Annotated in this window: 21 protein-coding genes; 13 read left to right on the top strand and 8 right to left on the bottom strand. The window is 71.4% G+C overall.

The genetic code is table 11. The features are described 5' to 3' along the window. Nucleotides 1-90 precede the first annotated feature (90 nt). Entirely contained in the window at nucleotides 91-1500 is a 1410-nt protein-coding gene (locus ACFWYM_RS10915) for a cytosine permease (RefSeq protein ID WP_384833404.1), read from the bottom strand. A gap of 152 nt (nucleotides 1501-1652) precedes the next feature. Between ACFWYM_RS10915 and ureA the strand changes: the two genes are divergently transcribed. The 9 genes from ureA (at nucleotide 1653) to ACFWYM_RS10960 (ending at nucleotide 13316) form a co-directional block, all read left to right on the top strand. Next, complete coding sequence (gene ureA, locus ACFWYM_RS10920) at nucleotides 1653-2408, top strand: urease subunit gamma (protein ID WP_384833407.1); 756 nt, start codon at nucleotides 1653-1655, stop codon at nucleotides 2406-2408. Beyond that, complete coding sequence (locus ACFWYM_RS10925) at nucleotides 2405-4126, top strand: urease subunit alpha (protein ID WP_384833410.1); 1722 nt, start codon at nucleotides 2405-2407, stop codon at nucleotides 4124-4126. Before ureA ends, ACFWYM_RS10925 begins: the two co-directional genes overlap by 4 nt. A 30-nt stretch (nucleotides 4127-4156) precedes the next feature. Further along, complete coding sequence (locus ACFWYM_RS10930; protein WP_384833413.1) at nucleotides 4157-5170, top strand: agmatine/peptidylarginine deiminase; 1014 nt, start codon at nucleotides 4157-4159, stop codon at nucleotides 5168-5170. A gap of 15 nt (nucleotides 5171-5185) precedes the next feature. Beyond that, complete coding sequence (locus tag ACFWYM_RS10935; RefSeq protein ID WP_384833416.1) at nucleotides 5186-5791, top strand: TetR/AcrR family transcriptional regulator; 606 nt, start codon at nucleotides 5186-5188, stop codon at nucleotides 5789-5791. 297 nt (nucleotides 5792-6088) lie between these two features. Then, nucleotides 6089-7126: a protein TolB gene (locus tag ACFWYM_RS10940; protein WP_384833419.1), complete on the top strand. Its 1038-nt coding sequence runs from the start codon at nucleotides 6089-6091 to the stop codon at nucleotides 7124-7126. A 105-nt stretch (nucleotides 7127-7231) separates the two neighbouring features. After that, nucleotides 7232-8512 (top strand): TolB family protein, encoded by a 1281-nt coding sequence (locus tag ACFWYM_RS10945; protein WP_384833422.1) that lies wholly within the window; start codon nucleotides 7232-7234, stop codon nucleotides 8510-8512. A 26-nt stretch (nucleotides 8513-8538) separates the two neighbouring features. Then, on the top strand, nucleotides 8539-9723 hold the full coding sequence (locus tag ACFWYM_RS10950) for a hypothetical protein (RefSeq protein WP_384833425.1): 1185 nt from the start codon (nucleotides 8539-8541) through the stop codon (nucleotides 9721-9723). A gap of 422 nt (nucleotides 9724-10145) precedes the next feature. Then, on the top strand, nucleotides 10146-11780 hold the full coding sequence (cimA, locus tag ACFWYM_RS10955; RefSeq protein ID WP_384833428.1) for a citramalate synthase: 1635 nt from the start codon (nucleotides 10146-10148) through the stop codon (nucleotides 11778-11780). Between the two features lie 123 nt (nucleotides 11781-11903). After that, nucleotides 11904-13316: a hypothetical protein gene (locus ACFWYM_RS10960; protein ID WP_384833900.1), complete on the top strand. Its 1413-nt coding sequence runs from the start codon at nucleotides 11904-11906 to the stop codon at nucleotides 13314-13316. Between the two features lie 110 nt (nucleotides 13317-13426). On the opposite strand, the gene ACFWYM_RS10965 is transcribed toward ACFWYM_RS10960, so the two are convergent. From ACFWYM_RS10965 to ACFWYM_RS10975, 3 genes are all read right to left on the bottom strand, one after another. Beyond that, nucleotides 13427-15667, bottom strand: coding sequence for a tetratricopeptide repeat protein (locus ACFWYM_RS10965; RefSeq protein ID WP_384833431.1), 2241 nt, complete (start codon nucleotides 15665-15667; stop codon nucleotides 13427-13429). Next, entirely contained in the window at nucleotides 15664-16512 is an 849-nt protein-coding gene (locus tag ACFWYM_RS10970; protein ID WP_384833433.1) for an alpha/beta fold hydrolase, read from the bottom strand. The genes ACFWYM_RS10965 and ACFWYM_RS10970 overlap by 4 nt, the downstream gene beginning before the upstream one ends. Nucleotides 16513-16661: 149 nt before the next feature. Continuing rightward, a complete protein-coding gene (locus tag ACFWYM_RS10975) occupies nucleotides 16662-17207 on the bottom strand; it encodes a hypothetical protein (protein ID WP_384833436.1) in 546 nt (181 codons plus the stop codon). Between the two features lie 113 nt (nucleotides 17208-17320). Here ACFWYM_RS10975 and ACFWYM_RS10980 point away from each other — a divergent pair, with 113 nt between their 5' ends. Together ACFWYM_RS10980 and ACFWYM_RS10985 are read left to right on the top strand one after the other, a co-directional pair. Continuing rightward, entirely contained in the window at nucleotides 17321-18556 is a 1236-nt protein-coding gene (locus ACFWYM_RS10980) for an abortive phage infection protein (protein ID WP_384833439.1), read from the top strand. Between the two features lie 9 nt (nucleotides 18557-18565). Beyond that, nucleotides 18566-19096, top strand: a complete 531-nt coding sequence (locus tag ACFWYM_RS10985; RefSeq protein ID WP_384833442.1) for an NADPH-dependent FMN reductase — start codon at nucleotides 18566-18568, stop codon at nucleotides 19094-19096. A 148-nt stretch (nucleotides 19097-19244) separates the two neighbouring features. On the opposite strand, the gene ACFWYM_RS10990 is transcribed toward ACFWYM_RS10985, so the two are convergent. Continuing rightward, nucleotides 19245-19877 (bottom strand): YceI family protein, encoded by a 633-nt coding sequence (locus tag ACFWYM_RS10990; RefSeq protein ID WP_384833445.1) that lies wholly within the window; start codon nucleotides 19875-19877, stop codon nucleotides 19245-19247. A gap of 451 nt (nucleotides 19878-20328) precedes the next feature. On the opposite strand from ACFWYM_RS10990, the gene ACFWYM_RS10995 reads away from it, so the two are divergent. Both ACFWYM_RS10995 and ACFWYM_RS11000 read left to right on the top strand, forming a co-directional pair. Next, on the top strand, nucleotides 20329-21921 hold the full coding sequence (locus ACFWYM_RS10995; protein ID WP_384833448.1) for an acyl-CoA carboxylase subunit beta: 1593 nt from the start codon (nucleotides 20329-20331) through the stop codon (nucleotides 21919-21921). 51 nt (nucleotides 21922-21972) lie between these two features. Continuing rightward, nucleotides 21973-22167, top strand: a complete 195-nt coding sequence (locus ACFWYM_RS11000; RefSeq protein WP_384833451.1) for an acyl-CoA carboxylase subunit epsilon — start codon at nucleotides 21973-21975, stop codon at nucleotides 22165-22167. A 64-nt stretch (nucleotides 22168-22231) separates the two neighbouring features. On the opposite strand, the gene ACFWYM_RS11005 is transcribed toward ACFWYM_RS11000, so the two are convergent. From ACFWYM_RS11005 to ACFWYM_RS11015, 3 genes are all read right to left on the bottom strand, one after another. Beyond that, entirely contained in the window at nucleotides 22232-25276 is a 3045-nt protein-coding gene (locus tag ACFWYM_RS11005) for an NACHT domain-containing protein (RefSeq protein ID WP_384833454.1), read from the bottom strand. 106 nt (nucleotides 25277-25382) lie between these two features. Next, nucleotides 25383-25967: an ATP/GTP-binding protein gene (locus tag ACFWYM_RS11010; RefSeq protein WP_030361923.1), complete on the bottom strand. Its 585-nt coding sequence runs from the start codon at nucleotides 25965-25967 to the stop codon at nucleotides 25383-25385. Further along, nucleotides 25948-26595: a DUF742 domain-containing protein gene (locus ACFWYM_RS11015; protein ID WP_384833456.1), complete on the bottom strand. Its 648-nt coding sequence runs from the start codon at nucleotides 26593-26595 to the stop codon at nucleotides 25948-25950. The genes ACFWYM_RS11010 and ACFWYM_RS11015 overlap by 20 nt, the downstream gene beginning before the upstream one ends. Nucleotides 26596-26629 lie beyond the last annotated feature (34 nt).

Genomic DNA, 26629 nt, shown 5'->3' on the forward strand with positions numbered 1-26629 from the left:
GAAATTCCCGGGGTGTTTCCCCCGGGGGGGTTTCACTGGGGCGTGTGGGGTTAAACATCTTTTTTTTTTGGGCGGCGGGGCGCGCTGCCCTCAATCCCCCCCCCCCCCCGGCGCTTCTTCGTGCGCGGGGCGCGGCAGGAGCCAGTACGCCGCGCCGCCCACTGCCCCCGACAGCAGGAAGCTGCAGTCCACGCCGCCGGTCATGGCCAGCAGCGGCCCCTCGTACGAGGGCAGGGACACGGACAGCACACCGACGAGCGCGCCGAGGGCCCAGGCCGCGGTGGCCGATATGTTCCACCCGCCCCGGAACCAGTAACTCCCGCCCCGCGCACGCCGGTTGAACACCTGGAGCGCCTCCTCGTCATAGCGGCCCCGGCAGCGCACGAATCCGATGAGCGTGATCACCGCCCACGGCGTGCCGATCGCGGTGAGCAGCAGCACGAACGACGTCATCGCGTCCTGGGCCTTCCAGGCGTAGTGGCCGGCGAAGACACACGCCGTGGCGACGACGGCGACGGTGTACGTGGCCCGTGCCCGGGACGCGCGCGGCAGGATCGCGTCGAGGTCGAGGCCCATCGAGTAGAGCATCAGACCCGCGTTGCCGACCGAGCCCGCCGAGGCGGCGAGGAGGAGCGGGAGCAGGTACCAGCCGGGGGCGGCGGCGACGAGCGGGCCCGCGTAGTCGAGGGCCGCCCGCGCCGCGTACGCCGTGAACGTGCCGAAGAGCTGGGGGACCAGGAGCCCCGCGATCAGCCCGAGCCAGGCCGCGCGGAGCACCGCGCGGGAGCTGTGCCGGGCCGGGGAGATGTAGCGGGTGTAGTCGCCGAGCAGGGTGATGAAGGCGATCGGGCCCGAGAGCCCCGCCGCGACCAGGGCGAGCAGCCAGGTCGGCCAGAACGAGCCGAGGGCGTAGCCGCCCGCGCCGGGCAGCGCCGACGTTGTGAAGTCCGGTCCGTACGCGACGAGTCCGAGGGCCAGCAGCGCCGTCATGCCGACGGCGAGGACGCGGGAGAGCCGGAGCAGCACGCGATAGCCGTAGACCGCGCCCGTGACGGTGGCCGCCGCGAGCAGCGCGTAGACGAGGGCGTACGAGAGCGAACCGGTCGGCAGGCCGAGCAGGCGGTGCAGGGTGCCCACCATGACGTCGCCGCCTATCCAGATGGTCAGCGCCGTGTAGCCGAGCGAGAGCAGCAGGCCCACGACGGAGCCCACCAGGCGCCCCCGGACGCCGAATTGGGCGCCGGACGACGTGGACAGGTTCGTCCCCGTGCGCAGGGAGACCAGGGCGAGCGGAGCCGTGAGCGCCGTACCGAGCGCCGTGCCCGCGACGACCGCGCTCACCGAGGCCCACCAGTCGAGCCCGAACGACACCGGAAGCCAGCCGAAGACGATCACCCCGAGGCAGAGGTTCGAGCCGAGCAGGATCGACACCAGGTCACGGGGGCGGCTGGTGCGCTCCTCGTCCGGAATGGTGTCGACGCCGCGCTGTTCTATCGGCATGAGGGTGCCCCTGACGCTCGATGGTTCCCGCTCTTTTGAGTGACGCTCAATGTGGCGTAGCTCAAGCTCGCACGTCAATGCTTCCGTCATGCGAATCTCCTAGTTAGAGTGATGCTCAAATGTGGGACCGGAAATGAGGGAGGTGTGGTGGCGTGCGGCTGACCCCCACGGAACGCGACCGGCTGCTGCTGTTCGGGGCCGCCGAGCTGGCCCGGGCCCGCAAGGCGCGGGGCCTCAGGCTCAATGTCCCGGAGGCGACGGCGCTGATCGCGGACACGGTGTGCGAGGCCGCCCGTGACGGGCTCCGGCTCGCCGAGGCGATCGACCGCGCCCGCGCGGCCCTCGGCCCGGACGACGTGCTCCCCGGCGTCGCCGACGTGGTCACCGAGGTCCATGTGGAGGCCGTCTTCGACGACGGGTCCCGGCTCGCGGTGGTCTCCGACCCGATCGGCCAGGGGCAGAGACAAGGGCAGGGGGAGAGTCAGGAGGAAGGGCAGGGACAGGGGCTCGGCGAAGGTGCCCCGGGCGCCCTGCTTCCCGGGCCCGCGCACGAGGAGCCCGCGCCGGCCGTGACGCTGGCCGTGCGCAACACCGCGCCCGTCCCCGTCTCCGTGACCTCGCACTTCCACTTCTTCGAGGCCAACCCCCGGCTCTCCTTCGACCGTTCGGCCGCGTACGGGATGCGGCTCGCCGTGCCCGCGGGCTCCTCCGTGCGGTTCGGGCCCGGGGAGTCCGCCGAGGTCGGGCTCGTGCCGATCGGGGGCGCGCGCGTGGCCATCGGGTTCGCCGGGCTCGTCGACGGACCGCTCGACGCTCCCGGTGCCCGAGAAGAAGCGCTGCGTCGCGCCGCTGCCTGCGGCTACCTGGGAATCCACGACGACGAGGACGAAGCGGAGGCCACGCGATGAGCCGCCCCGGAGGCCACCCTGCTGAGGCCCGCCGCCTCACCCCCTATGAGTACGCCGCGACCCACGGTCCGCGCGCGGGAGACCGGGTCCGGCTCGGCGACTCGGGGCTCACCGTCCGGGTCGAGTCCGACTCCCAGGCGTACGGTGACGAGTTCCTCGCCGGGTTCGGCAAGACGGCGCGTGACGGGCTGCATCTGAAGGCTGCCGCCGTCCGTGAGACCTGTGACGTCGTCATCAGCAATGTGCTGGTCATCGACGCCGTGCAGGGCATCCGCAAGGTGTCCATCGGGATTCGGGAGGGCCGGATCCACGCCATGGGGCGGGCCGGGAATCCGGACACTCTCGACGGCGTGGATGTCGTCGTCGGCACCGGCACCTCGATCGTGTCGGGAGAGGGGCTCATCGCGACGGCCGGGGCCGTCGACACCCATGTGCACCTGTTGTCGCCGCGGATCATGGAGGCGTCCCTCGCCTCGGGCGTCACGACGGTCATCGGGCAGGAATTCGGGCCCGTCTGGGGCGTCGGTGTCAACTCGCCCTGGGCGCTGCGGCACGCGTTCAACGCCTTCGATGCCTGGCCGGTCAACATCGGCTTCCTGGCCCGGGGCTCCTCCTCCGATGCCGCGCCTCTCGTGGAGGCTCTGGCCGAGGGCGGTGCCTGTGGCTTCAAGGTGCATGAGGACATGGGGGCGCACACCCGTGCCCTCGATACGGCGCTGCGGGTTGCCGAGGAGCATGACGTCCAAGTTGCCCTGCACAGCGACGGGTTGAATGAGTGTCTGTCCGTCGAGGACACCTTGAGGGTGCTGGAGGGGCGGACCATTCATGCCTTCCACATCGAGGGGTGTGGCGGCGGTCATGTGCCGAACGTCCTGAAGATGGCGGGTGTGCCGAACGTGATCGGCTCCTCCACCAATCCGACGCTGCCCTTCGGGCGCGATGCCGTCGCCGAGCACTACGGGATGATCGTCTCCGTCCACGATCTGAAGACGGATCTGCCTGGTGACGCGGCGATGGCGCGGGACCGGATCAGGGCCGGGACGATGGGTGCCGAGGACGTCCTCCATGACCTGGGTGCGATCGGGATCACCTCGTCGGATGCGCAGGGCATGGGGCGGGCCGGGGAGACCGTGCGCCGGACCTTCGCCATGGCCGGGAAGATGAAGGCCGAGCTCGGTCCGATGGCGGGTGACGGCGAGGGGGACGACAACGCGCGCGTCCTGCGCTACATCGCCAAGCTGACCATCAACCCCGCCATCGCCCATGGGCTTTCGCACGAGATCGGCTCCATCGAGGTGGGCAAGCTCGCCGACATCGTGCTCTGGCAGCCGCAGCTCTTCGGGGCGAAGCCGCAGCTGGTCCTCAAGTCCGGCTTCCCCGCCTACGGAGTGACCGGCGACCCCAACGCCGCCACCGACACCTGCGAACCCCTCGTCCTGGGACCCCAGTTCGGGGCATACGGAGCGACCGCCGCGGACATCTCGGTGGCCTTCGTCGCGGGCGCCGCCGCCGAGCAAGGGGGAGACCTGATGCCCACGCGTCGCCGCCGCGTCGCCGTCCGGGGCACACGTGGGATCGGCCCCGCCGACCTGCGCCTCAACTCCCGTACCGGCGCGGTCGACGTCGACCAGCGCACCGGCCTGGTCACCCTCGACGGCGACCCGGTCCGCTCCGAACCCGCCGACTCGGTCTCCCTCAACCGCCTCTACTTCCTCTGACCACCCCTCCTTCCCCAAGGAACCGCACCCATGACCTTCCGCATGCCCCCCGAGTGGGCCCCGCACGAGCGCACCTGGATGGCGTGGCCGGGCCCCAACCCCACCTTCAGCAATGCCGCGGAGCTCGCCGAGGCCCGCGAGGCATGGGCCGCCGTCGCCCGCGCCGTCCGTGCCTTCGAGCCCGTCGTGATGGTCACCGGCCCCGGCCAGGCCGAGTCGGCCCGCGCCCTCGTCGGCCCCGGCGTCGAACTCGTCGAGCGTGACCTCGACGATGCGTGGATGCGGGACATCGGTCCCACCTTCGTCAGCGACGGGAGCCAACTCGCCGCCGTCGACTGGACGTTCAACGGCTGGGGTGCGCAGGACTGGGCCCGCTGGGACCACGACTCCAAGATCGCCCGGCATGTCGCGGACGTCGCCGGAGTGCCGGTCCACTCCTCGTCCCTCGTCAACGAGGGCGGCGCCATCCACGTCGACGGCGAGGGGACCGTGCTGCTCACCGACACCGTCCAGCTCGGCCCGGAGCGCAACCCCGACTGGACCCGCGCCGAGGTCGAGGCGGAGATCCACGCCCGCCTCGGCACCAGCAAGGCCATCTGGCTGCCGCGCGGACTGACCGGTGACTACGGCCGCTACGGCACCCGGGGCCACGTCGACATCGTCGCCTCCTTCGCCGCCCCCGGTGTCGTCCTCGTCCACACCCAGCAGGACCCGGCCCACCCCGACTTCGAGGTCAGCAAGGAGGTCGCGGGTGTCCTCGGGTCGGCGACGGACGCGCGAGGCCGGACCCTCGAAGTCGTCGACGTACCCGCGCCGACCGTGCTCACCGAGGACGGGGAGTGGGTCGACTACTCCTACATCAACCACTACCTCTGCAACGGCGGCGTGGTCCTCTGCTCCTTCGACGACCCGCACGACGAGGTCGCCGCGGGCATCTTCGCCCGGCTCTTCCCGGACCGGACCGTGACGCTCGTCGACGCCCGTACGATCTTTGCCGGGGGTGGCGGCATCCACTGCATCACCCAGCAGCAGCCGAAGATCTAGACCGGGAGCACGGACGTGGCCGAAGCGGGCCCTGCGCGCAGGAAGAACGCGCCGCCGCGCGAGGACGTGCTCGCCGCCGCCATGACGATGATCGCCGAGCGTGGCCTGGAGAAGCTGACCATGGCCGCGCTCGGCCGCGAGGTCGGCATGAGCAGCGGACATCTCCTCTATTACTTCCGCACGAAGGACGAGCTGCTGCTGCGCACGCTCGAATGGAGCGAGGGCCGGCTCGGCGCCGAGCGGGGGCGGCTGCTCGCCCGGCAGGAATCCGCTCGCGCACGGCTCGACGCCTACGTCGACCTCTATGTCCCGGACGGACACCGCGATCCGCACTGTACGCTCTGGCTCGAGGTGTGGAACCGCTCGCTCAACGCCGACGACGACGGCCGCGAGCGGCAGGCCGCGATCGAGGGCGCCTGGCACCGCGATCTGGTGGCGCTGCTCGCCGAGGGCATCTCGCGCGGAGAATTCCGGGCGGTCGACCCCGATCGGTTCGCCACCCGGCTGCGGGCGCTGCTCGACGGATTCTCGATTCATGTGGCGATCGGCGTGCGCGGCACGGATCGCGATCAGATCCTGGCTCATGTGACGGAATTCCTCGACGAGAGGCTGACGGACTGACGCCCGGCCGACGCGGCGGACCGCGGCGGATCGCGGCGGCCGATCGCCGCTGCGGCGAGCCGTCGCACGGCTGCTGCGCGGGATCGCTGACGCGGCCGGACGATGAATACAGGCCATGAGCCGCCCGATCCGTTGCCTCGCGGACCGTCGACCACTCGTTCGGGTTGTACGTAAACGTTCGCATTGTGGCGGGGGCGAGCGGTGCGCTTGAATCGCGGTGGTGCCCTCGGCGACGACCGAGGCGCGACAGGTCCGGGGGGAACCATGTCATTGACCGCTTCCGCACGCTCAACCGCCGTGGCTCTCGCGGCACTTGGCGCCATGGCGCTGCTGCCCGGCACGGCCCGCGCCGCGCCGCCGACGCAGCCCGCGCCGAGAATCGAGCGCGTGAGTACGGCCGCCGACGGCGCGCAGGCCGACGGCCCGTCGGGCGCCGCGACGCTCAGCCCGGACGGCGACCACGTCGGCTTCGCCAGCGAGGCGACGAACCTCACGCCGGACGGCGGCCAACGCCCGCGCGCCCACGGCTATGCACGGGACCTGAGGACCGGCCAGGTCACCCGCATAAAAGAGAGTCTGAGCGCGCCGGCCCTCAGCGCCGACGGCCGCTATGCCGCACACACGGCCTGGGGGCCGTACATCATCAACGTCTTCCTCACCGACCTGACCACCGGCGAGAGGAAGCAGGTCGACGGCAAGGGTTTCAAGGAAGGGTCGTACGCGCCGTCGATCAGCGCCGACGGCCGCTACATCGCGTACCAGCTGACACCGCGCCATCCCGAGAATCCGACCCGCGTCGAGGTGTACGACAGAGTCACGGACACCCGCGAGGTCGTGAGCGACGGCCCGCCCGACTCCTCTCGCGACATGACCGACCCGTCGATCAGCGCCGACGGCAGCAAAGTCGCCTATGTGGACGAGGGCACCGACCAGGTCTGGGTCCGCGACCGCACCTCGGGCGCACTCACCCGGGTCGACGACGGCACGCCCTCCACCCTCGCCCAGCTCAGCGCCGACGGCCGGACGGTGGCGATGAACTCGGCGGACGGCGCCTACATCCGCGACCTGCGCACCGCAAAGACCGAGCGCTTCCCGGGCCGTCGGGCCGCCGCCCTCAGCCCGGACGGACACCAACTCCTGCTCTCCGACGCCGAGTCCATACTCCGCCTGACGAACGTGCACTCGGGGCGAGACACCGTCGTCGGCCACGGCTCGGCCACCGCCGGGGCCGTCGGCGCCAAGGGGCGCAGCGTCGTCTTCTCGTCGGCGGACACGGACGTGGTCCCGGGCGATACGAACGGGGTCGAGGACGTCTTCCTCTGGCACGCGCGCTGACCCGACCCGACCCGACCTGGCCCGACCTGGCCCGGCCTGGCGAAGCGACCGCCGCCGACGTCTGCGGTGCGGCGGACCGACCAAGAACCAACTCAGGGGGAACCCATGCCCGTTACCCACCGCCTCGTCATCGCCGCCGTCCTCGGTGTGCTCGGCGCAGCGGCCCTCCCGACGGTGGCCGTCGCCGTCCCGGTGCCGGTGTCGGTGCTGGTCACCGATGATCCCGCCCTGCCGTACACGGAGAGAGTCAGCGTCGGCCGTGGGGGAACGCAGTTCGAGGGGGCGTCGTTCGGGGCCGAGATCACGGATGGATATGCCGGTGGTGTCGCCTACACGACCAACGCGCCGGCTGCCGCCGACGACACCAACGGTGTCTCCGACGCCATGCTCGGCTCCGCCGTCGCCAGCCGGACGTCCCGCGACGGCAAGCCGGGGAACGGGCCGTCGCGGGAGGCGTCCTCCTGCGGCCGCTTCACCGCGTTTGTCTCCGAGGCGACCGACCTGACGTCCAACTCGCCGACGGACGGCCGGACCGCGGTCTATCTCCGCAACCACACCGTGGGGAAGATCGGCCGGGAGACCTTCGGCTACAAGGGCGTCGAGTTCGAGCACGTCAGCGATCCACGGATCAGCCAGGACTGCCAGTGGCTCACCTTCGTCGGCACACTGCCCTCGACGCCGGACCACGTCGAGCAGTCACGCGTCTACCGCATCAAGGTGTACGACGCCTCCATCGAGCCGGTCAGCGACGTCGCCCCCGACGGCTCCCGCGCAGCGGGCCGCCCCTCGATCAGCGCCGACGGCCGCTACATCGCCTACCAGTACGGGGTGCCGCACCCCGGAGGCCCGGCCAACTCCAGCGACATCTACGTCCGCGACATGGAGACCGGCACGCTGGAGAAGGCCACCGTCGCCCCCGGCGGAGGCGAGGCCGACCGGGAGTCCACCGGCCCCGTCATCAGCGCCGACGGCCGCAAGGTCGCCTTCACCTCGTATGCCTCGAACCTCGCGCACGGCGACACCAACAAGAGCGCCAACGTCTTCGTGCGCGACCTCGACGCGCACCGCACCCGGCTCGTGAAGGGGGCGGGAAAGAACGTCTACACAAGCGAGGCCGCGCTCAGCGGCGACGGGAACTTCGTCGCGTACGTCCAAGGGAGCCTGAAGAAGCCCGACGCCGCACACAGCATCCATCTGCTGGATCTGGCCACGGGGACAACGCAGTTGGTGAACGTGGCGACGGGCGGAGGAGCGAGCGAGTACTCGGCGGACAACCCCTCCGTGAACACGGACGGCAGTGCGGTCGCGTTCGACTCGCTCTCCGCCGACCTGGTGGCAGGCGACACGAACGGCGCGCCCGATGTCTTCGTGAGGCACCTGCGGTGAGGCGAGTCATCCCCGTCCTTGCTGCCGTGGCGGTCACATTGACCGTCCCCGTGTCCGCGTCATCGGCGCCCGCACCGGCCACCCAACGCGTCAGCGTCGCCGCCGACGGAGCGCAGGCGAACGGCGACTCGACCGAGCCGTCCATGAGTGCCGACGGGCACTTGGTCGCGTTCCAGTCCACGGCGAGCAACCTCGTGCCGGGGGACACGAACGGCCGGTCGGACGTCTTCGTCAAGAACCTGAAGACGGGCGCGATCGTCCGGGTCGACGCGCGCGGCGCGGGCGCCCCGGCCGACGCGGACGCCCTTCAGCCCTCGCTCAGCGCCGACGGCCGCTACGTCGCCTTCACTTCGGAGTGGACGTACCCGGTGCCCGGCGGACCCTCGGGCCGCCAGTCCGACGTGTATGTGCGCGACCTGCGCACCGGACGCACCACGAAGGTGAACGTCGGCCTCGACCAAGGGTTCGGGGTCGTCTCGCGGGACCCGGCGATCAGCGCGGACGGGCGCAGGGTGGCGTTCGTCGGCGGGGACACCCCGTGGTTCCCGGCCGGGCTGCACGGCAATGTCCGGGTGTATCTGCGTGATGTCCGGGCGGGCAGCACCGAGCGGGTCAGCGCACCTCCGGCCCCGCGGGACAGGGAGGCGTACGAGCCGCGGATCGACGCGTCGGGGAACGCGGTGGCGTACCGGACGACCGTGCCCAAGGTGTCGGGCCCGCCCGAGACGTTCGTCTACGCGTGGCGGCGCGCGGGCGGGCAGGCGGTGCGCGTCGACACGACGTACGACGGCAGCAGCAGCGATCCGAACCGCGCCTCGCTCGGCGGGATCAGCCCGGACGGGGCGTACGTCCTCTTCGATTCGTCCTCGGACCGGATGGTTCCGGGCGCGCTCCACGGCGGGGGATATCTGCAGGATCTGCGCACCGGGGAGCGCGAGTTGATCGACGCGGCCGACGACCCGGCCGCGGACACGAGCGGCGTCGCGTTCACGGACGGCGGGCGCCGCTACCTCTACGGGACCGAGCAGGGGCTCTTCGAGCGCGATCGGCGCACGGGCGCGAGCAGGCTCCTGTCGAGCGACCAGGGAGACATACGCGAGCGGGTCTTCGACGCCCGCGCCCGCACCACGGCCTACGGCTCCTGGGACGACGACCGGGTGCCGTCGGACACGAACGGGAGAGGGGACGTGTTCGTCACCAGGCTCCGCTGAAGATTCGTCACCAGACTCCGCTGAAGAGAGGTGAGCACGCTCACGGACGCGGCCGCCCGCCCCGCGAGACCGGGCAGCCGTCCGGCCCCTGGCAGCTGCCCGGCCTCTGGCAGCCGTCCGCACCCGGGCCCGCATCGTGAGACGCCCCCGCACGGCCCCCCACGGCTGTGGCAGGCTGCCCCCGTGCTCTCGTTCGCCATGATTATTGGCAGCAGGCGCGCCGGTCCGCAGTGACCGCCTCGTACCACCAAGTACGGGCGGACACCGTCGTCCTCGACCCGCGCGCAGACCTCTCGCACCCGCGAGGGGTTTTTCTGTTTCCTGGCCCACCCGCAGCCGGGGGCGGAGCGCACGGGATCATAGGGGGACGGTGGAGCCGGTCATTCCGGTAGACCGAGATCCAGTAACAGGAGCCAGAACAGATGACGGAAACCAGCGCACCAGACGATGCGTCGCGCGAAGCCCGCGCAGTTGACGACTCGTTCCACGTCTTCGACACGACGCTGCGCGACGGCGCGCAGCGCGAGGGGATCAACCTCAGCGTCGCGGACAAGCTGACCATCGCCCGGCACCTGGACGATTTCGGAGTGGGATTCATCGAGGGCGGCTGGCCGGGCGCCAACCCCCGTGACACCGAGTTCTTCGCCCGCGCCCAGAAGGAGATCACCTTCCGGAACGCGCAGTTGGTGGCGTTCGGCGCCACCCGCAGGGCCGGGGGCAGGGCGGCCGACGACCCGCAGGTCAACGCCCTGCTCGACTCCGGTGCGCCGGTGATCACGCTGGTCGCCAAGTCCCATGACCGGCACGTCGAGCTGGCCCTGCGCACCACGCTCGACGAGAACGTGGAGATGGTCCGCGACACCGTCGCCCACCTCGTCTCCAAGGGCCGCCGTGTCTTCGTCGACTGCGAGCACTTCTTCGACGGCTACCGCGCCAACCCCGAGTACGCCAAGTCCGTGGTCCGGGCCGCAGCCGAGGCCGGCGCCGACGTCGTGATCCTCTGCGACACCAACGGCGGCATGCTGCCCGCCCAGGTCCAGGCGATCGTGCACACCGTCCTCGACGACACCGGCGCCCGCCTCGGCATCCACGCCCAGGACGACACGGGCTGCGCGGTCGCCAACACGCTGGCCGCCGTGGACGCGGGCGCGACCCACGTCCAGTGCACGGCCAACGGCTACGGCGAGCGCGTGGGCAACGCCAACCTCTTCCCGGTGGTCGCCGCCCTGGAGCTCAAGTACGGCAAGAAGGTGCTCCCCGAGGGTGCGCTGCGCGACATGACCCGGGTCTCGCACGCGATCGCCGAGGTCGTGAACCTCACGCCCTCCACCCACCAGCCGTACGTGGGCGTCTCGGCCTTCGCGCACAAGGCGGGCCTGCACGCCTCCGCGATCAAGGTCGACCCGGACCTGTACCAGCACATCGACCCGGACCTCGTGGGCAACCGCATCCGGATGCTCGTCTCCGACATGGCCGGGCGCGCCTCCATCGAGCTCAAGGGCAAGGAGCTCGGCGTCGACCTGCGCGGCGACCGCGAGCTGATCGGCCGGGTCGTCGAGCGGGTCAAGGAGCGCGAGCTCAAGGGCTACACGTACGAGGCGGCGGACGCCTCCTTCGAGCTGCTCCTGCGCGCCGAGGCGGAGGGCCGGGAGCGCAGCTACTTCCGTACGGAGTCCTGGCGGGCCATCGTCGAGGACCGCCCCGACGGCACGCACGCCAACGAGGCGACGGTGAAGCTGTGGGCGAAGGGCGAGCGCATCGTCGCCACCGCCGAGGGCAACGGCCCGGTCAACGCCCTCGACCGCGCGCTGCGCGTGGGCCTGGAGCGGATCTACCCGCAGCTGGCGAAGCTGGAGCTCGTCGACTACAAGGTCCGCATCCTGGAGGGCACGCACGGCACGAACTCCACGACCCGCGTCCTGGTCGCGACCAGCGACGGCGAGGGCGAGTGGTCCACGGTCGGCGTCGCGGAGAACGTGATCTCGGCGTCCTGGCAGGCCCTGGAGGACGCCTACACCTATGGCCTGCTGCGAGCCGGGGTCGAGCCGCCGGAGTAGCCGGGGCGGGGCGGCGGCCGCCGGGGACCGCGGCGGCCCGCGGCCACGGGTGCCACGGAGGGCGGCGGACCGGGACGCCCGGCCCCGTCATTCGTCCCGCGTGGGGGCTACTGTCGAAGCATGATGCCCGTCAAAACGGTACGTAGTGCCCGTAACGCTCTCCGTGGACTGTCCGGACTGATCCTCGTCCTGGGCGCCGTCTTCGCCACGGCGCCCGGGGCACTGGCGGCCGAGGGCGCCGAACCGGATGTGGCGGCCGCCCAGGAATCGGCCGTCACGCCGGTCGCGGACGCCCTGAAGAAGAGCCCCGTGTACGTCGACCCGGCCGCCCGTGACCAGCTCTCCACCGGCCAGCAGCAGGCCCTCGCGAACAAGATCAAGAACGCGGACAAGCCGATCATGGTGGCCGTGCTGCCCGAGGGCTTCCCGCGCCAGGCCCTGCTTCAGAACCTCCGCACCGAGACCGGGATCACCGGCGTCTACGCGGTCCGCCTCGGCTCCGCCTTCGACGCGGGCGCCGACCGCCAGGTGCTCAGCCGCAACGCGGTCCGCAACCTCGTCACCTCCGTGCAGGGCGAGGCCGCCGACGCCCAGCTCAACCGCTTCGTCGGCCAGGCGCTGCCCCAGGCGCGCGGCTCGGCGCCGTCCTCGTGGGGCGGCTCCGGCAAGGGCGACGGTGGCGGCGGCGTCCCCGTGGGCGCCCTGGTCGGCGTCGGCGCGGTCGTCGTGGCGGGCGGCGCGGGCGTCTACGCGATCACGCGCCGCAACCGGCGCCGCCGCGAGGAGGAGCAGCGCGCCTCCCTCGACAAGCTGCGGGTCGTCGTCGACGAGGACATCACCGCGTTCGGCGAGGAGCTGGACCGCCTCGACTTCCACCCCGCCGAGGCGGGCGCGGACGACGCGATGCGGGCGGACTACGAGCGTGGCCTGGACGCGTACGAGAAGGCGAAGTCGTACATGGCGGCGGCGCAGCGGCCCGAGGATGTGCGCGGCGTGACGCAGGCACTGGAGGACGGCCGCTTCTCGCTCGCGCTCCTCGCCGCGCGCCGCGAGGGCCGCCCGCTGCCGGAGCGGCGTGCCCCCTGCTTCTTCGACCCGCGCCACGGCCCGTCGGTCAAGGACGCCGTGTGGGCTCCGGCGGGCGGCGCGGAGCGAGAGGTACCGGTCTGCCAGGCGGACGCGACGCGCCTCGCCGACGGCCAGGACCCGATGGTCCGCACGGTCGAGACGGACACCGGCGAACGCCGCCCCTACTACGAGGCGGGCCCGGCGTACGGCCCGTGGGCGGGCGGCTACTTCGGCGGCGGAATCCTGCCGGGCCTCCTGATCGGCACGATGCTCGGCGGCATGATGTCGAGCCCGGCGTACGCGGCGGACTACGGCTCCGGGTACGGGGACTTCGGGCAGGGCTCCGGCTTCGACGGCGGCGACGTGTCCGGGGCGGACTTCGACCCGGGGGACTTCGGCGGCGGAGGGGACTTCGGCGGGGGCGGGGACTTCGGTGGCGGTGGGGACTTCGGGGGTGGGGGCTTCTAGCCCTCGCTCATCGCGCGCCCGGCTGTGAGCCCGTCACTCCGTGGGGCGGCGGGCCCCGCCTTCTCGGTGGGGTGGCGGGCCCCGCCTTCTCCGTGAGGCGGGGGCCTCATCTACTGCGCGAGGCCGCGGACCTCGTCGGCCTTGTCCTGAGCGCCCGCGCGTTCGTACGCGTCGGCGGCGGCGAGAAAGGCGGCGCGGGCCTCGTCGGCCCGGTCGAGGTCCTGGTGGACCAGGGCGCGGGCCTGGCGGGCCCGGCCCACCTCGTGCCAGTCGTCCAGCGCGTGGCTCAGCTCCTCGCCCCGGCCGAGCGCCTCCAGGGCCTCCTCGTGCAGCTGCGCCCGGTGCTTGCAGATGCCGATGCTGGTCCAGGTGGCGGCTTGCTGGAGCCGGGCGCCGAGCTCGCCGAAGATGTCCCGCGCGGCCTCGAGGCACTCGCAGGCTTTGGCGTACTGGCCGATGTGCAGCATGCTCGTACCCATCTGGGTCCACGTTGCGGCGTCCGCCCAGTTCGGGACGTCGCCCGGGCGGCCCGTCGTCGACTCGCCGGCGCGCGTGATGGTGGTGCCGGCCTCTTCCAGGTGGCCGAGGCTCAACTGGACGAGAGCGAGACTGACCAGGGATCTCGCCTCCAGATTCTTGAGCTCCGACCGGCGGTGGAGATCCGCGGCCCGGGCGAAGGCGTCGAGGGCCACATCGAGTTGGCGGAGGCTGCAGGCGGCGCGGCCGAGGTCGTCCCACGCGGCGGCTTCGAGGACCGCTTCCCCGAGGTGGGCCGCGCGGGACTGGGCCGCACGGGCCACGGCCATGGAGTCCTCGAAGTACCCGCGGAAGCCGAGGTAGAAGGTGAGGCCGATGGCGATGGCCACGGAGGCCATGAGGTGCGCGCCGTCCTCGACGGAGCCGGCCGAGAGGGCGAACTCGACCAGCCCTTGCCGCTCGGCGTCGAGCCAGGCAAGGGCCTGGCGCTGATCCGTGAACGGCTCGTCCGCGACCCCTCGTTGAAGGTGTCCGTTCGCCGCGTGCACGCAGCGCACCATGTCCAGCAGCAGCGCATAGCGGGTGGTTCGAGCCTCGTGCTGAAGGACCGGATCGCTCTCCTCGACCACCACCCCGGCGTACTCCCGTACGAGATCGTGCACCCGCCACCGCTCGCCGTCCGCCGACGCGGTCAGCAGCGAGGCGGCGACCAGGTCGTCGAGCAGCGGCAGCGCCGCGCGCTCCGCGCCCACCAGGCACTGCGCCGCCCACAGCCCGAAGTCCGCGCCCGGGACGACGGAGAGCTTCCGGAAGAGCGCCGCCTGCTCCTCGCCCAGGCGGTCGTACGTCACGTCGAACACCGGCCGGAGCGCCAGCTCCCGCCCGTACTGGTCCACCCCGCGCGCCCGCAGCGCGCCCAACCGGTCCCGTGCCGCGCCCAGTTCGGCGACCAGCATCCGTAGCGGACGGCGCCGTGCCTTCCGTAACTGCGCGGCGGCGATCTTCAGTCCGAGCGGCAGGCAACCGCACAACTCGACAAGTCGATAAGCCTCTTCCGGGGCTTCGGTGACCCGCCCGTCCCCCGGGTCCCCGAGCCGCAGCGTCCTGTCGACCAACTCCACGGCGGCCCCGGGCTCCAGCGCGTCCAGGTCGAACTGCCGTACCGGCAACGAGTCCAGGCTGTCCCGCGAGGTGACGAGCACACGATGGCCCCCGCGGCCGGGGAGGAGCGGGACGACCTGCTCGGGCCCCGACACATTGTCGAGGACGATCAACAGGGGCTCCCTGCGCCCGAGTTCGGAGCGGTAGAGGCCGAACTGCTCGGCGGCCGTGGGCGGCAGGTCCCGGTCCCGCACCCCCAGCGCCCGCAGCAGCGAGAGCACGGCCTGCTCCGCGCGCACCGGAGCCTCGTCGTACCCCCGCAGGTCCAGGAAGAGAGTGCCCCCGGAAAACCAGCCCCGCCCCCTCGCCTCATGCGCCACATGCAGCGCGAGCGCCGTCTTGCCGACACCGCCGAGCCCGGCGACAGCGGAGATCAGTACGGCGGGCTCGGGGCCGAGCGCGCTCAACAGCCCCTCGGTGTCGGCGTCCCGCCCCGTGAAGGCCGCGGGCGGCGCGGGCAGCGCCGAGGTGGCGTCGGGCGCGGGCCCGTAGTGTGCGTGCTCGTGGTGCTCGACCTTCCCGGTGACGGGCCCGTGAAAGGTGCCGCGCCTCAGGTCGACGTGGTCCCCGTCGACATGGGCCCAGTCGACGTCGTCCCCATCGACGTGGTGCCCATCGACGTCGTCCCCATCGACGTGGTGCCCGCCGCCGCGGACATGGTCCTCGTCGGCACGGCCACCGTCGGCAGAGCCACCGCCCCCAGCCTTGCTCACTCTTCCCCCTCTTGCCCCTCTTCCTGCTCTTGCCCCTCTTCCCCCTTGCTTCGCAGGAAGTCGATCACCAGTGGCGTCGCCACCCCCTCGAACTCCTCGAAATACGCATGCCGTGCCCCCGGGATCAGCTGCAGCCTGGCATCCGGAATGCGCTCGACAAGCAGCGGCGCATTGGCCGTCGGGTTGAAGAGATCCTCCGTGCCGTGCACGACCAGCGTCGGCGCCGCGATCCGGGGCAGCGCCTCCCACGCGTCATGGCGCGCGCTCGCCCGCAGATGCCGCCGCCGCGCGTACGCGGGCATGGTCGGGTCGCCGAGCGTGTGGAACGTATGCCCCGGGTCCGCCGCGAGCCGCGCCGCGATCCACTCCGGCGTGTACATCAGCTCGGCCAGCGCCCGCCGTGCCGCCGCCGCGTCCGGCTGCGCCAGCGCCGCCCGCACCTCGGGCCCCCGCTCCACCCCGTGCGGCGCCCCCGGCGACGTACAGCCGAGGACGAGCCGGTCGACGCGCTCGGGGAAGCCGGCGGCCAGCCACTGCGCGATCCGGCCGCCCATGGACGTCCCGTACACGTGGGCCCGTTCGATCCCCGCGTGGTCGAGGACGGCGACGACGTCGCGGGCGAAGCCGGGTGTGCTGTACGTGTCGGTGTCGGGGCGGCCGCTCTCACCCGTGCCCCGGTGGTCCAGCGCCACGGTCGTGAACTCGGCGTCGAAGCCGTCGCGCACCGCGTCCCACCAGCGGTGGCTGTTCGACTGCCCGCTGAGCAGCAGCAACGGGGGGCCGCCGCGCTCGCCGTGGACGTCGTAGTGGAGTGCGGTGCCGTCGGCGGCGTGGGCGAAGGGCATGGGGAGATTCTGGCACCCGGGTCGTAGCCGGGTAGCCGGGTGACATCCAAATGGTCCGTGGCCCGCCGCAGCCCGCAGTCCGTGGCCCGCCGCAGCCCGCAGTCCGTGGCCCGCCGCAGTCCGCAGCCCGCACATGGGCCGTGCCCCGCTCAGTCGGCCGCGTCCGCCCTCGGCCACGTCGCCTGCCACCGCCCCGAATGCCCCGGCGGCAGCGCAAGATCCGTGCGGGTCGCCGCGTAGTAGCCCTCGCGCGCGACCCGTTGGCGCTCCAGCAGTGCCTGCCACTCCTCGGGCGCCAACCTGCCCTCGTGTACGAAGAGTTCCATCTCGATGACCACGACCACCCACACCCGGGCCTTGTCCACCACGTCCTTGGTGCCGAGCATCAGGAGGGCTTCCCCGGCCGGGTCGCGGGCGTCGTTGGCCTCGGCGAGCAGGGGTTCGGCCTCGGCGGGGGAGAGGGGGTGGGGGTGCGGGTCGTTGCCGTGGTGGGCGGCGATGCGGTAGGTGAGCGTGACCGTCTTCTTCACCGACCGCGCGTACTCCGTGTACGTCGAGAGCCGCCGCTCCTCCCAGCGCACGGCCTGCTCGCGCCGGAAGCGGACCCGCTCGCCCCGCATGATCGCCACGTAGGAACCGAGAGCACCGATGATCACGCCGAGCAGGGTGGGCAGTTGCTGTATGAACTCGTTCACCGCCGCACGGTATCCGGGTGGCCGTCCCTGTCGCGCCCGGAGGCCGACTTAAGTCTCGCCGCCGTGGACTTTGGGCGGACGAACTCCCCGTCTCCGCGGGCCAGTCTGGGCCCATGGCACCCACCGCACACCCCGGCATGAACCGGGCCGACTTCCTCAAGCGCGCCGCAGCCCTGGGCGCCCTCGCGTCGGCGGGCTCCCTGCTCGCCGCCGCCCCCGCGAGCGCCACCACGGACGGCGGTCGTCGCCGCGGCCTCACCCACCGGGCCGTCATGTACGACACCGGCACCGACTACAGCGGCGACGGCGCTCTCACCCGCGAGGTGTGGAGCGACCGGTACCTCCACGACGAACTGCACGCCATCGAGCGGCAGTTGCACTGCAACTCCGTCGTGATCTCGGGCAGCCGCGTCGAGCGGCTCACCGAGACCGCGCGGGCCGCTCTGGAGCGCGGGCTGCACGTCTGGGTGCAGCCGCGCCTCTTCGACCGGCCGCAGCGCGAGATCCTCGACCACCTGGCCCGCACCGCCCGCGAGGCCGAGTGTCTGCGGGCCGCCCATGGACCCGAGACGATCCTCGTCATCGGCTGCGAGTACATCCTGTTCACACCCGGGATCGTGCCGGGCAGGACGTTCATGGACCGGATCGCATACCTCACCGAGGGGGGTTACGACTTCGAGGTGATCCTGCGCCGCCTGAACGCCTTCGTGCACAAGGCCGTCGCCGTCGCACGGCGCCACTTCCACGGGCGGATCACCTACGGCGCCTCCGAGATGGAGTGGGCGTCGGTCGACTGGAGCCTCTTCGACATCGTCGGGCTCGACTACTACACGTACCACCGTGACCAGGCCGGACACACCAAGGACCTGGCCCCGCACCGGCGTTGGCGCAAGCCGATCATGATCCTGGAGTTCGGCTGCTGCACCTACCGGGGGGCGGCCAAGCGGGGCGGGGACGGCTGGGACGCCGTCGACCTGGAGTCGGAGGTGCCCCGGCTCAGGCCGGGCATCGTCCGCGACGAGCGCGAACAGGCCGAGCACATCGCGCACATGATGGAGGTCTTCGAGGCGGAGGGGCTCTTCGGCGCCTCGCCGTACGAGTTCATGGCGCCGGACATGCCGCACCTCGCCGACGACCCGGTGCACGACCTGGACACCGCCGCGTACGGCCTGGTCAAGATGGTGCGACGGGACTGGGGCGACCCCAAGTCGCCGTACCACTGGGAGCCGAAGCAGTCCTTCCACGCGCTGGCGGCGCACAACGGCGCCCACCGCGCCGCCCACAACGCCGCCCACCGCGCCGCCCACCGCACCGGACACAGCGCCGCGCACGACAAGGCCAGGCGGTAAGTTCGGGGGATGGCCTCACCCTCCGTGGTTCTGCTGTTGTCCGGGAGCCTCCGCTCCGGTTCCTCCAATGAGGCCGTGCTGCGCGCCGCGCAGGACGCCGCGCCCGAGGGAGTGCGCACGGTGCGGTACGCGGGACTCGGCGGGCTCCCGCACTTCAACCCCGATGACGACGACCCGGAGGGGACGGGCCGACTCCCGGCCCCCGTCGCCGAGTTGCGTGCCGCCATCGCCGCCGCGGACGCCCTGCTGATCTGCACTCCGGAGTACGCGGGCACCCTGCCCGGCTCGTTCAAGAACCTGCTGGACTGGACCGTCGGCGGTACGGAGATCTGCGACAAGCCCACGGCCTGGGTGAACGCCGCGGCGCCGGGGCGAGGCGGGGGCGCGGAGGCCACGCTGCGGACGGTGCTCGGCTACACGGGTGCCGACATCGTGGCGGACGCCTGCGTCCGGCTCCAGGCGAACGACGAGCACCTCCGTGAGGGGCTCACGGAGGTGCTCAGCCGGCTGGTGCGGCGGGCCGGCGGCACCACCGGCTAGGCCGACTGCGCGGACACGGCCTGGAACCACGTACGCGCTGGAGCCACGCATGCGCCCGGGCCGCTCGGGCCACACACGCGCCGGGGCCGCTGGGGCCATGCGCGCGCTCGGGCCACGCACGCGCTGGAGCCATGCGCACACGCGGTGATCACGCGGCGTTCTTGATCGCCGAGATGTCGAAGTTCAGCTTGATCTTGTCGGAGACCAGCACGCCGCCCGTCTCGAGCGCGGCGTTCCAGGTCAGGCCCCACTCGGAGCGCAGGATCTCGGCCTTGCCCTCGAAGCCGACGCGCTCGTTGCCGAAGGGGTCCTTGGCGGCGCCGTTGAACTCCAGGGTGATCGTGAGCGGCCTGGTGGTGCCGAGGATCGTCAGGTCGCCGGTGATCGCGTAGTCGTCGCCGCCCAGGGCCTCGGCCTTGGTGGAGCGGAACGTCATCTCCGGGAACTCCTCGGTCTTGAAGAAGTCCGCGCTCTTCAGGTGGCCGTCGCGGTCCGCGTTGCCGGTGTCGATGCTGTCCATCCTGACGTCGATGGAGGCCGTCGAGGCGGCCGGGTCGGCGCCGTCCAGGTGCAGCGTGCCGGAGAAGTCCTGGAAGGAGCCCTTGACGTTGGTGACCATCGCGTGGCGGGCGACGAAGCCGATCGTCGTGTGGGCCGGGTCGAGGGTGTACTCACCGGTCAGGGCGGCGAGTTCGGGGCTCACCGAGGCCGGGGCGGAAGCGGCGGCGGGGGTGGTGGCCGGGGTCGTGGCGCTGTCGTTCTTGCGGCCGAAGATGCCCATGACGTGCTCCTTGGGGACGAGCCCTCGGGGGAGAGGGCTGCGGGTGGCGAGCTGTTGAAGGTTTAACTTTCAACAAGGACGACTGTAGCGCGATCAGGTTCAACATTCAACATTAAGCGGAGAGTGTCCTCTTTGTCGCTCACGGTTGTGTTCGAGTGTTGTTCAACTGCGCGCCGCCGGCAGGTCGGGGCCGCGGGTCGCGGGCGTAGGCTCGACCGCAGGTCGCCTGGCGCTCGATCGCAGATCACTCGGTGAGCGGCACGCCCCGGGGCCCGATGTGAGCTGGGTCTCACGGGTGGGCTTTGTTGAACCCCTACAGCCCCATGGGGGCCTGAGCTGCCACTTCCGCTGCTTCCGCGGGGCCTTCTGTTTGGGGCTACCAGGAAAACGGGCCGGAGACTGTACGGAGTCGACGGTCCGTTTCCCTGGGTCCGCTTCGTAAGGTCGCTACATGACCGTTTTGGACGACGCAGCTTCCTCCGGGGGCGAGCCCACCGACGCCCGCGGGCGCACCGCCGAGCTGCACGAGATCCGTGCGCAGGCGCTGCGCGGACCGAGCGACAAGGCGACCGAGGCCCAGCACGCCAAGGGCAAGCTGACGGCTCGCGAGCGGATCGAGCTGCTCCTTGACGAGGGGTCGTTCAACGAGGTCGAGCAGCTGCGCCGGCACCGCGCCACCGGCTTCGGCCTGGAGGCGAAGAAGCCGTACACCGACGGTGTCATCACGGGCTGGGGAACGGTCGAGGGCCGCACGGTCTTCGTCTACGCGCACGACTTCCGGATCTTCGGCGGTGCCCTCGGCGAGGCGCACGCCACGAAGATCCACAAGATCATGGACATGGCCATCGCGGCCGGTGCCCCGCTGGTCTCGCTCAACGACGGCGCGGGCGCCCGCATCCAGGAGGGCGTCTCGGCCCTCGCCGGGTACGGCGGCATCTTCCAGCGCAACACGAAGGCGTCCGGCGTCATCCCGCAGATCAGCGTGATGCTCGGCCCGTGCGCGGGCGGCGCGGCCTACAGCCCCGCCCTGACGGACTTCGTGTTCATGGTCCGCGACACCTCGCAGATGTTCATCACCGGTCCCGACGTGGTCCGCGCGGTGACCGGCGAGGAGATCTCCCAGAACGGCCTCGGCGGCGCCGACGTGCACGCCGAGACCTCGGGCGTGTGCCACTTCGCGTACGACGACGAGGAGACCTGCCTCGCGGAGGTCCGCTACCTCCTCACGATGCTCCCGTCGAACAATCGCGAGAACCCCCCGGCCGTGGAGTCCGAGGACCCCGTGGAGCGGCGCGGCGACGTCCTGCTCGACCTGGTCCCGGCGGACGGCAACCGGCCGTACGACATGGCCAAGGTCATCGAGGAGCTCGTCGACGACGGCGACTACCTGGAGGTCCACGAGCGCTGGGCGCGCAACATCATCTGCGCCCTGGCCCGCCTGGACGGCAAGGTCGTCGGCATCATCGCCAACCAGCCCCAGTCCCTGGCCGGTGTGCTGGACATCGAGGCGTCCGAGAAGGCCGCTCGCTTCGTGCAGATGTGCGACGCCTTCAACATCCCCATCGTCACCCTGCTGGACGTCCCCGGCTTCCTGCCCGGCGTCGACCAGGAGCACGGTGGAATCATCAGGCACGGCGCCAAGCTGCTGTACGCGTACTGCAACGCCACCGTGCCGCGGATCTCCCTGATCCTGCGCAAGGCGTACGGAGGTGCGTACATCGTGATGGACAGCCAGTCCATCGGGGCGGACCTGACCTATGCCTGGCCGACCAACGAGATCGCCGTGATGGGCGCCGAGGGCGCCGCGAACGTGATCTTCCGTCGGCAGATCGCCTCCGCGGAGGACCCGGAGGCGATGCGCGCGCGCATGGTCAAGGAGTACAAGGCCGAGCTGATGCACCCGTACTACGCCGCCGAGCGCGGCCTGGTGGATGACGTCATCGACCCGGCGGAGACCCGCGAGGTGCTGATCAAGTCCCTCGACATGCTCCGCAACAAGCACGCGGACCTGCCGTCCCGCAAGCACGGCAACCCCCCGCAGTAGCCCTGCACCCAGACTTCCTGCCTGCAGTAACCCACAAGGAGAACACTGCATATGTCCACTCCCGACATTCGCGTCGAGAAGGGTCACGCCGAACCTGAAGAGGTCGCGGCCATCACCGCGATCCTGCTCGCCCGCGCCGCGGCGCAGCCGCAGACCGCCCCGGCCCACCGCGGCCGTGACAAGGCCGGCTGGCGCCGTCTCGAGCGCACGCCGGGCTTCCGTGCCCCGCACAGCTGGCAGGGCTGAGTCCTTCCTGGCTTCTGGCATCGGGCTCCGTTTTCCTTCGGGAGGGCGGGGCCCGCGTGCGTTCTCACCGTTCGTTGCGGGGGTGGGGGCGGCCGTCGGGGGTGTGGCAGTCCTGCACGGTGCACCAGGGCGCCGACCCGAAGGACGCCGGCAGCACACAGTCCTCGACGAGGTCGAGACACTCAGGGAGGGCGTCACAGAGTGCCCAGCCGTCGAGGTCGTAGCCGTGTAGCTCCAGCCGGGCCAGATGTTCCCACTGCGCCGGATCGTCGATGCCGCAGGGCTGCCCGCTGCCGGTGAGTGTGAGGTCCGTCAGATTGGTGAGCCGGGTCAGCCGGCCCAGGTCGTGCCCGGGCGGAAGCTTGCCCAGCTCCAGGATGTGGAGGGAATCCAGCACGGACAGGTGGTCGAACGGCGGCAGCACGGGCCATGACCGCAGTTTGAGAATGGTGAGATCGGCCAGGTCCTCGATCGCGTCGAGGTTCACCAGCCGTCCCTCCCCGCGCAAGGACAGCACACCCAGATCCGCCTGAGCGCGCAGCGGAGTCAGATCGACATCGCCTTGCAGGTCTTCGAACCACAGCCCCCGGACCGGATCCCGTTCGTTGAGGAAGGCCAGGCTCCGGGAGAAGGGATATGCGAAGGAGAGCCAGCGGGCTCCCTTGAGCCGACTCAGGGTGGACCACTGTCCCGCATGTGTGATGAAGAGGACCTGCTGGTGCAGAGGCAACTGTCGCAGGACCGCGTCCCCATAGGCGTCGGAGTCGAAGTACTCCCACGAGTCCATCAGGAGTTGCTGGACCCGCACCCGAGGATCCGACGCGTACCGCTCCATCCTGGCCAGGGCCCTTTCGCCACCGATCTGCCGCACCGTCCTGATCGTGGCCTCGGCGGCTTTGGCGCCGACCCCCTCAAGGGTCGGCGGCAGCCACCGCATCACTGGTGCCCCCACCGCGGCCAACGAGTCTGCCTCCGTCTTTCGCCGAGGTGGCACCAAATGCATCACCGCCTCGTCGAGCCGGGCCGCCAGGACGTCCGGCACCGAGGCCATCGTCTCCTGGCACGACGCCGCGACAAGGCGCAGCGTCCGCTTGTGCCGCGGTTCCCGCTCCGCGCGCTCCAGGATGCCGCCGAGGAGTTCCTCCTGCTGCGTGCGGTTCGCGGGTCCGGCCGCCATGACGACCGTCTCGCGCCACAGGTCGAGATGCGCCCGGCCCACCAGGTTCCCGATCCGGTCCTCGACCGCCGCCTCCTGTGCCGCGAGGTACTCCTGGAACGTCCGGTGCAGGAAGTCCAGTCGGCCCTCGACGGGGGAGCGCAGTACCCCGGAGCGGTGCAGGAGATGGTCGAGGACGGCGGGGCCTTCGAGTCCGTCCAGGTGCCGCATGGCCGTGAGCTTCGCGGTGACGTGGGCCGCCGCCCGCTCGACGGAGATCTCGGTGCGGCTGTTGTCGGACAGGCGCCAAGCCAGGTCCCGCAGCAGGCAGAGCTTGTCCGTCAACGTCAGCGGCACGGGGAGTTCACTGTGCACGCCCCGGTCCGTGTCGCGCTGCTGCACCAGGACCTCAAGGGTCATCCGGTACAACTCCATTCGGTTGCGCGGCAATTGCCCCTTGCGCGCCAGGTGCAGGGAGCACAGCAGTGCCGCGAGCAGCGGATTCGTGGCCAGAGACTGGAGGTGCGGGCGGTCCTGGAGGCTGGTCAGCAAGGAGCGTTCGTAGCGCGGCAGTTCCTCCGGAGGGCAGGGGAGTCCCGCGTCCTGCCTGTGCACCGCCTGATGCCACTGCCGTACGAACGAGGCGAGATCGGCGGGTGTCATCCGCTCCAGCTGCAGCGCGGCGAACCGCTCGGTGCGCAGCCAGTCAACCCGCGCCGCGGCGGGCCGCGTGGTGACCACGACGCGGGTGCCGGCGTACAGATGCAGCAGCCCGCGCAGCCAGTCGCGGACCCCGCGCCGCTCGCCCGCGTGGAGTTCGTCCACGCCGTCCACCAGGAGCAGCACCCGCCCGTCCGCGAACGCCCGGTGCAGCCACCCGGTCGGCATCAGTCCGCTCAGCGGCCCGGCCACCCGGTCCAGCATCGCCTCTGGCGGGGGCGGCGGCTCCCCGGCGTACTGGCGCAGCTTGACCAGGACCGGTATCAGTCCGTTCCATTCGGCGAGCGGGCCGGTGAACGCGCCGCGCGCCGCCGTCACCGCGAGCCACTGGAGCAGCGTCGTCTTCCCCGACCCGGCCTCGCCGCGCAGCAGCACCCTGGGAGAGCCCTTGAGCGCGGCCTCCACGCGCATCCTGGAGGTGTGCTCGGCCTCGCCGGCCTCCCAGAGCTGCGCGCCGCTCCGCAGGACTGGTCGTGGGAGTGCCCGCCTGCGACCGCCGTCGTCCTCAGACGTCCGCAGGCTCACGTACGCCACTGACAGCTTGGTGCGCGGCGCCTGGTCGGCCGGGCCGAGCCCGAACAGCTCGATCTCGTCAAGGGAGCGGCTGATCAGCTCCAGATAGTGGCGCCGGAACGCCTCGTCCTCGCTGGTGCCCTCCGGTGCGTAGAGCGAACGCGCGGGCAGGCGTTCCAGGACCTTCTCCAGCTCGTCGCCCAACGAGGTCGTACGCGCGAGGAGTTCGCTCGCCGCCCGCTCGGTGAAGACGGGCAGCCTGCGCAGGACGCGTACGTAGCAGTCGCAGCATTCGCCGAGCACCACCTCGTAAAAGCGCGTCTCCACTTCGGAGAACCCACTCGGCACCGGCACCGACGCCCGTACGCGTCGGGTCAGCTCGGCCGGATCGGCGTCGGAGCTGAGGACGGCGTCGTCGGAGAGGTCCGCCCGTACGAAGGTGTCGGTGACGGCCTGGAGAACCGCCTCCCTGCCGTTCTCCGTCAGGTCACGGAACTCGTGCTCCAGGAGCGGCTGGACCCGGCCCGCCACCGCGTCGGCTATCTGCTCGAACTGCCGCTCCACGCCACGGCTCGCCCGCAGCCCCGGCACCCGCACCCGGATCAGGTCGCCCATCGAGGAACGTGCCTGCTGCTCCCGCTCCTTGGGGGCGAGCCACAGCCGGACCGCTCGCGTCGCCACCGCTCCGCCCAACTTGATCGCCGCCGCCTCAGCACTCATGTGCGCATTGTGGGTGAACGTGACTGTGGGCGGGGCCCTTCCACCGGATATCCGGTGAACGGACCCCGCCCACGGTCACGTTCGGCAGGAGGCAGGCGTGCGAGAGCTACCGCAGGCGGGCCATCAGCGCATGCTCGACCAGTGTGATCAGCGCGCTCTTCGCGTCCGCGCGGTGGCGGGCGTCGGTGGTGATGATCGGGGTGTCCGGCCCGATCTGCAGGGCCTCGCGCACCTCGTCGGGGGTGTAGGGCTGGTGTCCGTCGAAGCCGTTGAGGGCGATGACGAAGGGGAGGCCGCTGTTCTCGAAGTAGTCGACGGCGGGGAAGCAGTCGGCGAGGCGGCGGGTGTCGACGAGGACGACGGCGCCGATGGCGCCGCGGACGAGGTCGTCCCACATGAACCAGAACCGGTCCTGTCCGGGGGTGCCGAAGAGGTAGAGGATGAGGTCCTGGTCGAGGGTGATGCGGCCGAAGTCCATGGCCACCGTGGTGGTGGTCTTGTCTCCGGTGTGGGTGAGGTCGTCGATGCCCGCGGAGGCGGACGTCATGACGGCCTCGGTGCGCAGCGGGTTGATCTCAGAGACCGCCCCGACGAACGTGGTCTTGCCCACGCCGAAGCCGCCCGCCACCACGATCTTGGCCGAGGTCGTGGAGCGGGCTGTTGCTCCGCCGCTAGAGCTTGCGAAGTCCACTGAGCACCCTTTCGAGCAGTGTCACGTCTGGCTGGCCGCCGGCGGATTCGTCTCCGCCCGGCTGATGGATGGCGACGAGCCCGGCCTCCGCCAAGTCGGCGACAAGGATCCGGGCGACGCCGAGGGGGATCGAGAGCAGGGCCGAGATCTCGGCCACCGACTTGATCTCCCGGCACAGGTTGCAGATCCGCTGATGCTCGGGCAACTGGCCCTGCAACTGGTGCGGTTGTGCGGTGGTGTGCACCAGCGCCTCGATGGCGAGCTGGTAGCGGGGCCTGGTGCGGCCGCCCGTCATGGCGTACGGGCGCACCAGGGGGTTGTTCGCGGCTCCCGCGGGCGCCGGTTCGGGGGCGCGTCGCTGGGGCTGCACGGGCTGGATGCGGGGCGCGTGCGGCTGCTCGTACGGTGACGGGCCGGGCCCCTGCGGCTGCTGGTGGGGCCGCTGCTGCTGATGGTGCTGCGGCGGCTGCTGCTGCTGCGGGGGGTACGGCTGGCGTCGGTGGCTGGGCGCGGAGGGGAAGTTGTACCGGTTCGGCTGCCCGTCCTGGGGACCGCCCTGGCCCTGGCCACGACCTGCGGACCAGTTGGCCGACGACGAACCCTCTGGGGGTGTAGCGGCACCTGTCACGTGCTCCTCCTCCGAATGTGCCGGGCACCATCAC

The organism is Streptomyces sp. NPDC059009 (genome assembly GCF_042740175.1).
Lineage (GTDB): Bacteria > Actinomycetota > Actinomycetes > Streptomycetales > Streptomycetaceae > Streptomyces.

What these genes read in the sequence shown, in the direction of transcription:
- ACFWYM_RS10915 (WP_384833404.1), bottom strand. Translation starts at nt 1,500, where the DNA reads ATGCCGATAGAACAGCGCGGCGTCGACACCATTCCGGACGAGGAGCGC.
- ACFWYM_RS10925 (WP_384833410.1), top strand. Translation starts at nt 2,405, where the DNA reads ATGAGCCGCCCCGGAGGCCACCCTGCTGAGGCCCGCCGCCTCACCCCC.
- ACFWYM_RS10960 (WP_384833900.1), top strand. Translation starts at nt 11,904, where the DNA reads ATGCCCGTCAAAACGGTACGTAGTGCCCGTAACGCTCTCCGTGGACTG.
- ACFWYM_RS10930 (WP_384833413.1), top strand. Translation starts at nt 4,157, where the DNA reads ATGACCTTCCGCATGCCCCCCGAGTGGGCCCCGCACGAGCGCACCTGG.
- ACFWYM_RS10945 (WP_384833422.1), top strand. Translation starts at nt 7,232, where the DNA reads ATGCCCGTTACCCACCGCCTCGTCATCGCCGCCGTCCTCGGTGTGCTC.
- ACFWYM_RS10995 (WP_384833448.1), top strand. Translation starts at nt 20,329, where the DNA reads ATGACCGTTTTGGACGACGCAGCTTCCTCCGGGGGCGAGCCCACCGAC.
- ACFWYM_RS10990 (WP_384833445.1), bottom strand. Translation starts at nt 19,877, where the DNA reads ATGGGCATCTTCGGCCGCAAGAACGACAGCGCCACGACCCCGGCCACC.
- ACFWYM_RS10970 (WP_384833433.1), bottom strand. Translation starts at nt 16,512, where the DNA reads ATGCCCTTCGCCCACGCCGCCGACGGCACCGCACTCCACTACGACGTC.
- ACFWYM_RS10985 (WP_384833442.1), top strand. Translation starts at nt 18,566, where the DNA reads ATGGCCTCACCCTCCGTGGTTCTGCTGTTGTCCGGGAGCCTCCGCTCC.
- ACFWYM_RS11000 (WP_384833451.1), top strand. Translation starts at nt 21,973, where the DNA reads ATGTCCACTCCCGACATTCGCGTCGAGAAGGGTCACGCCGAACCTGAA.
- cimA (WP_384833428.1), top strand. Translation starts at nt 10,146, where the DNA reads ATGACGGAAACCAGCGCACCAGACGATGCGTCGCGCGAAGCCCGCGCA.
- ACFWYM_RS10980 (WP_384833439.1), top strand. Translation starts at nt 17,321, where the DNA reads ATGGCACCCACCGCACACCCCGGCATGAACCGGGCCGACTTCCTCAAG.
- ACFWYM_RS11005 (WP_384833454.1), bottom strand. Translation starts at nt 25,276, where the DNA reads ATGAGTGCTGAGGCGGCGGCGATCAAGTTGGGCGGAGCGGTGGCGACG.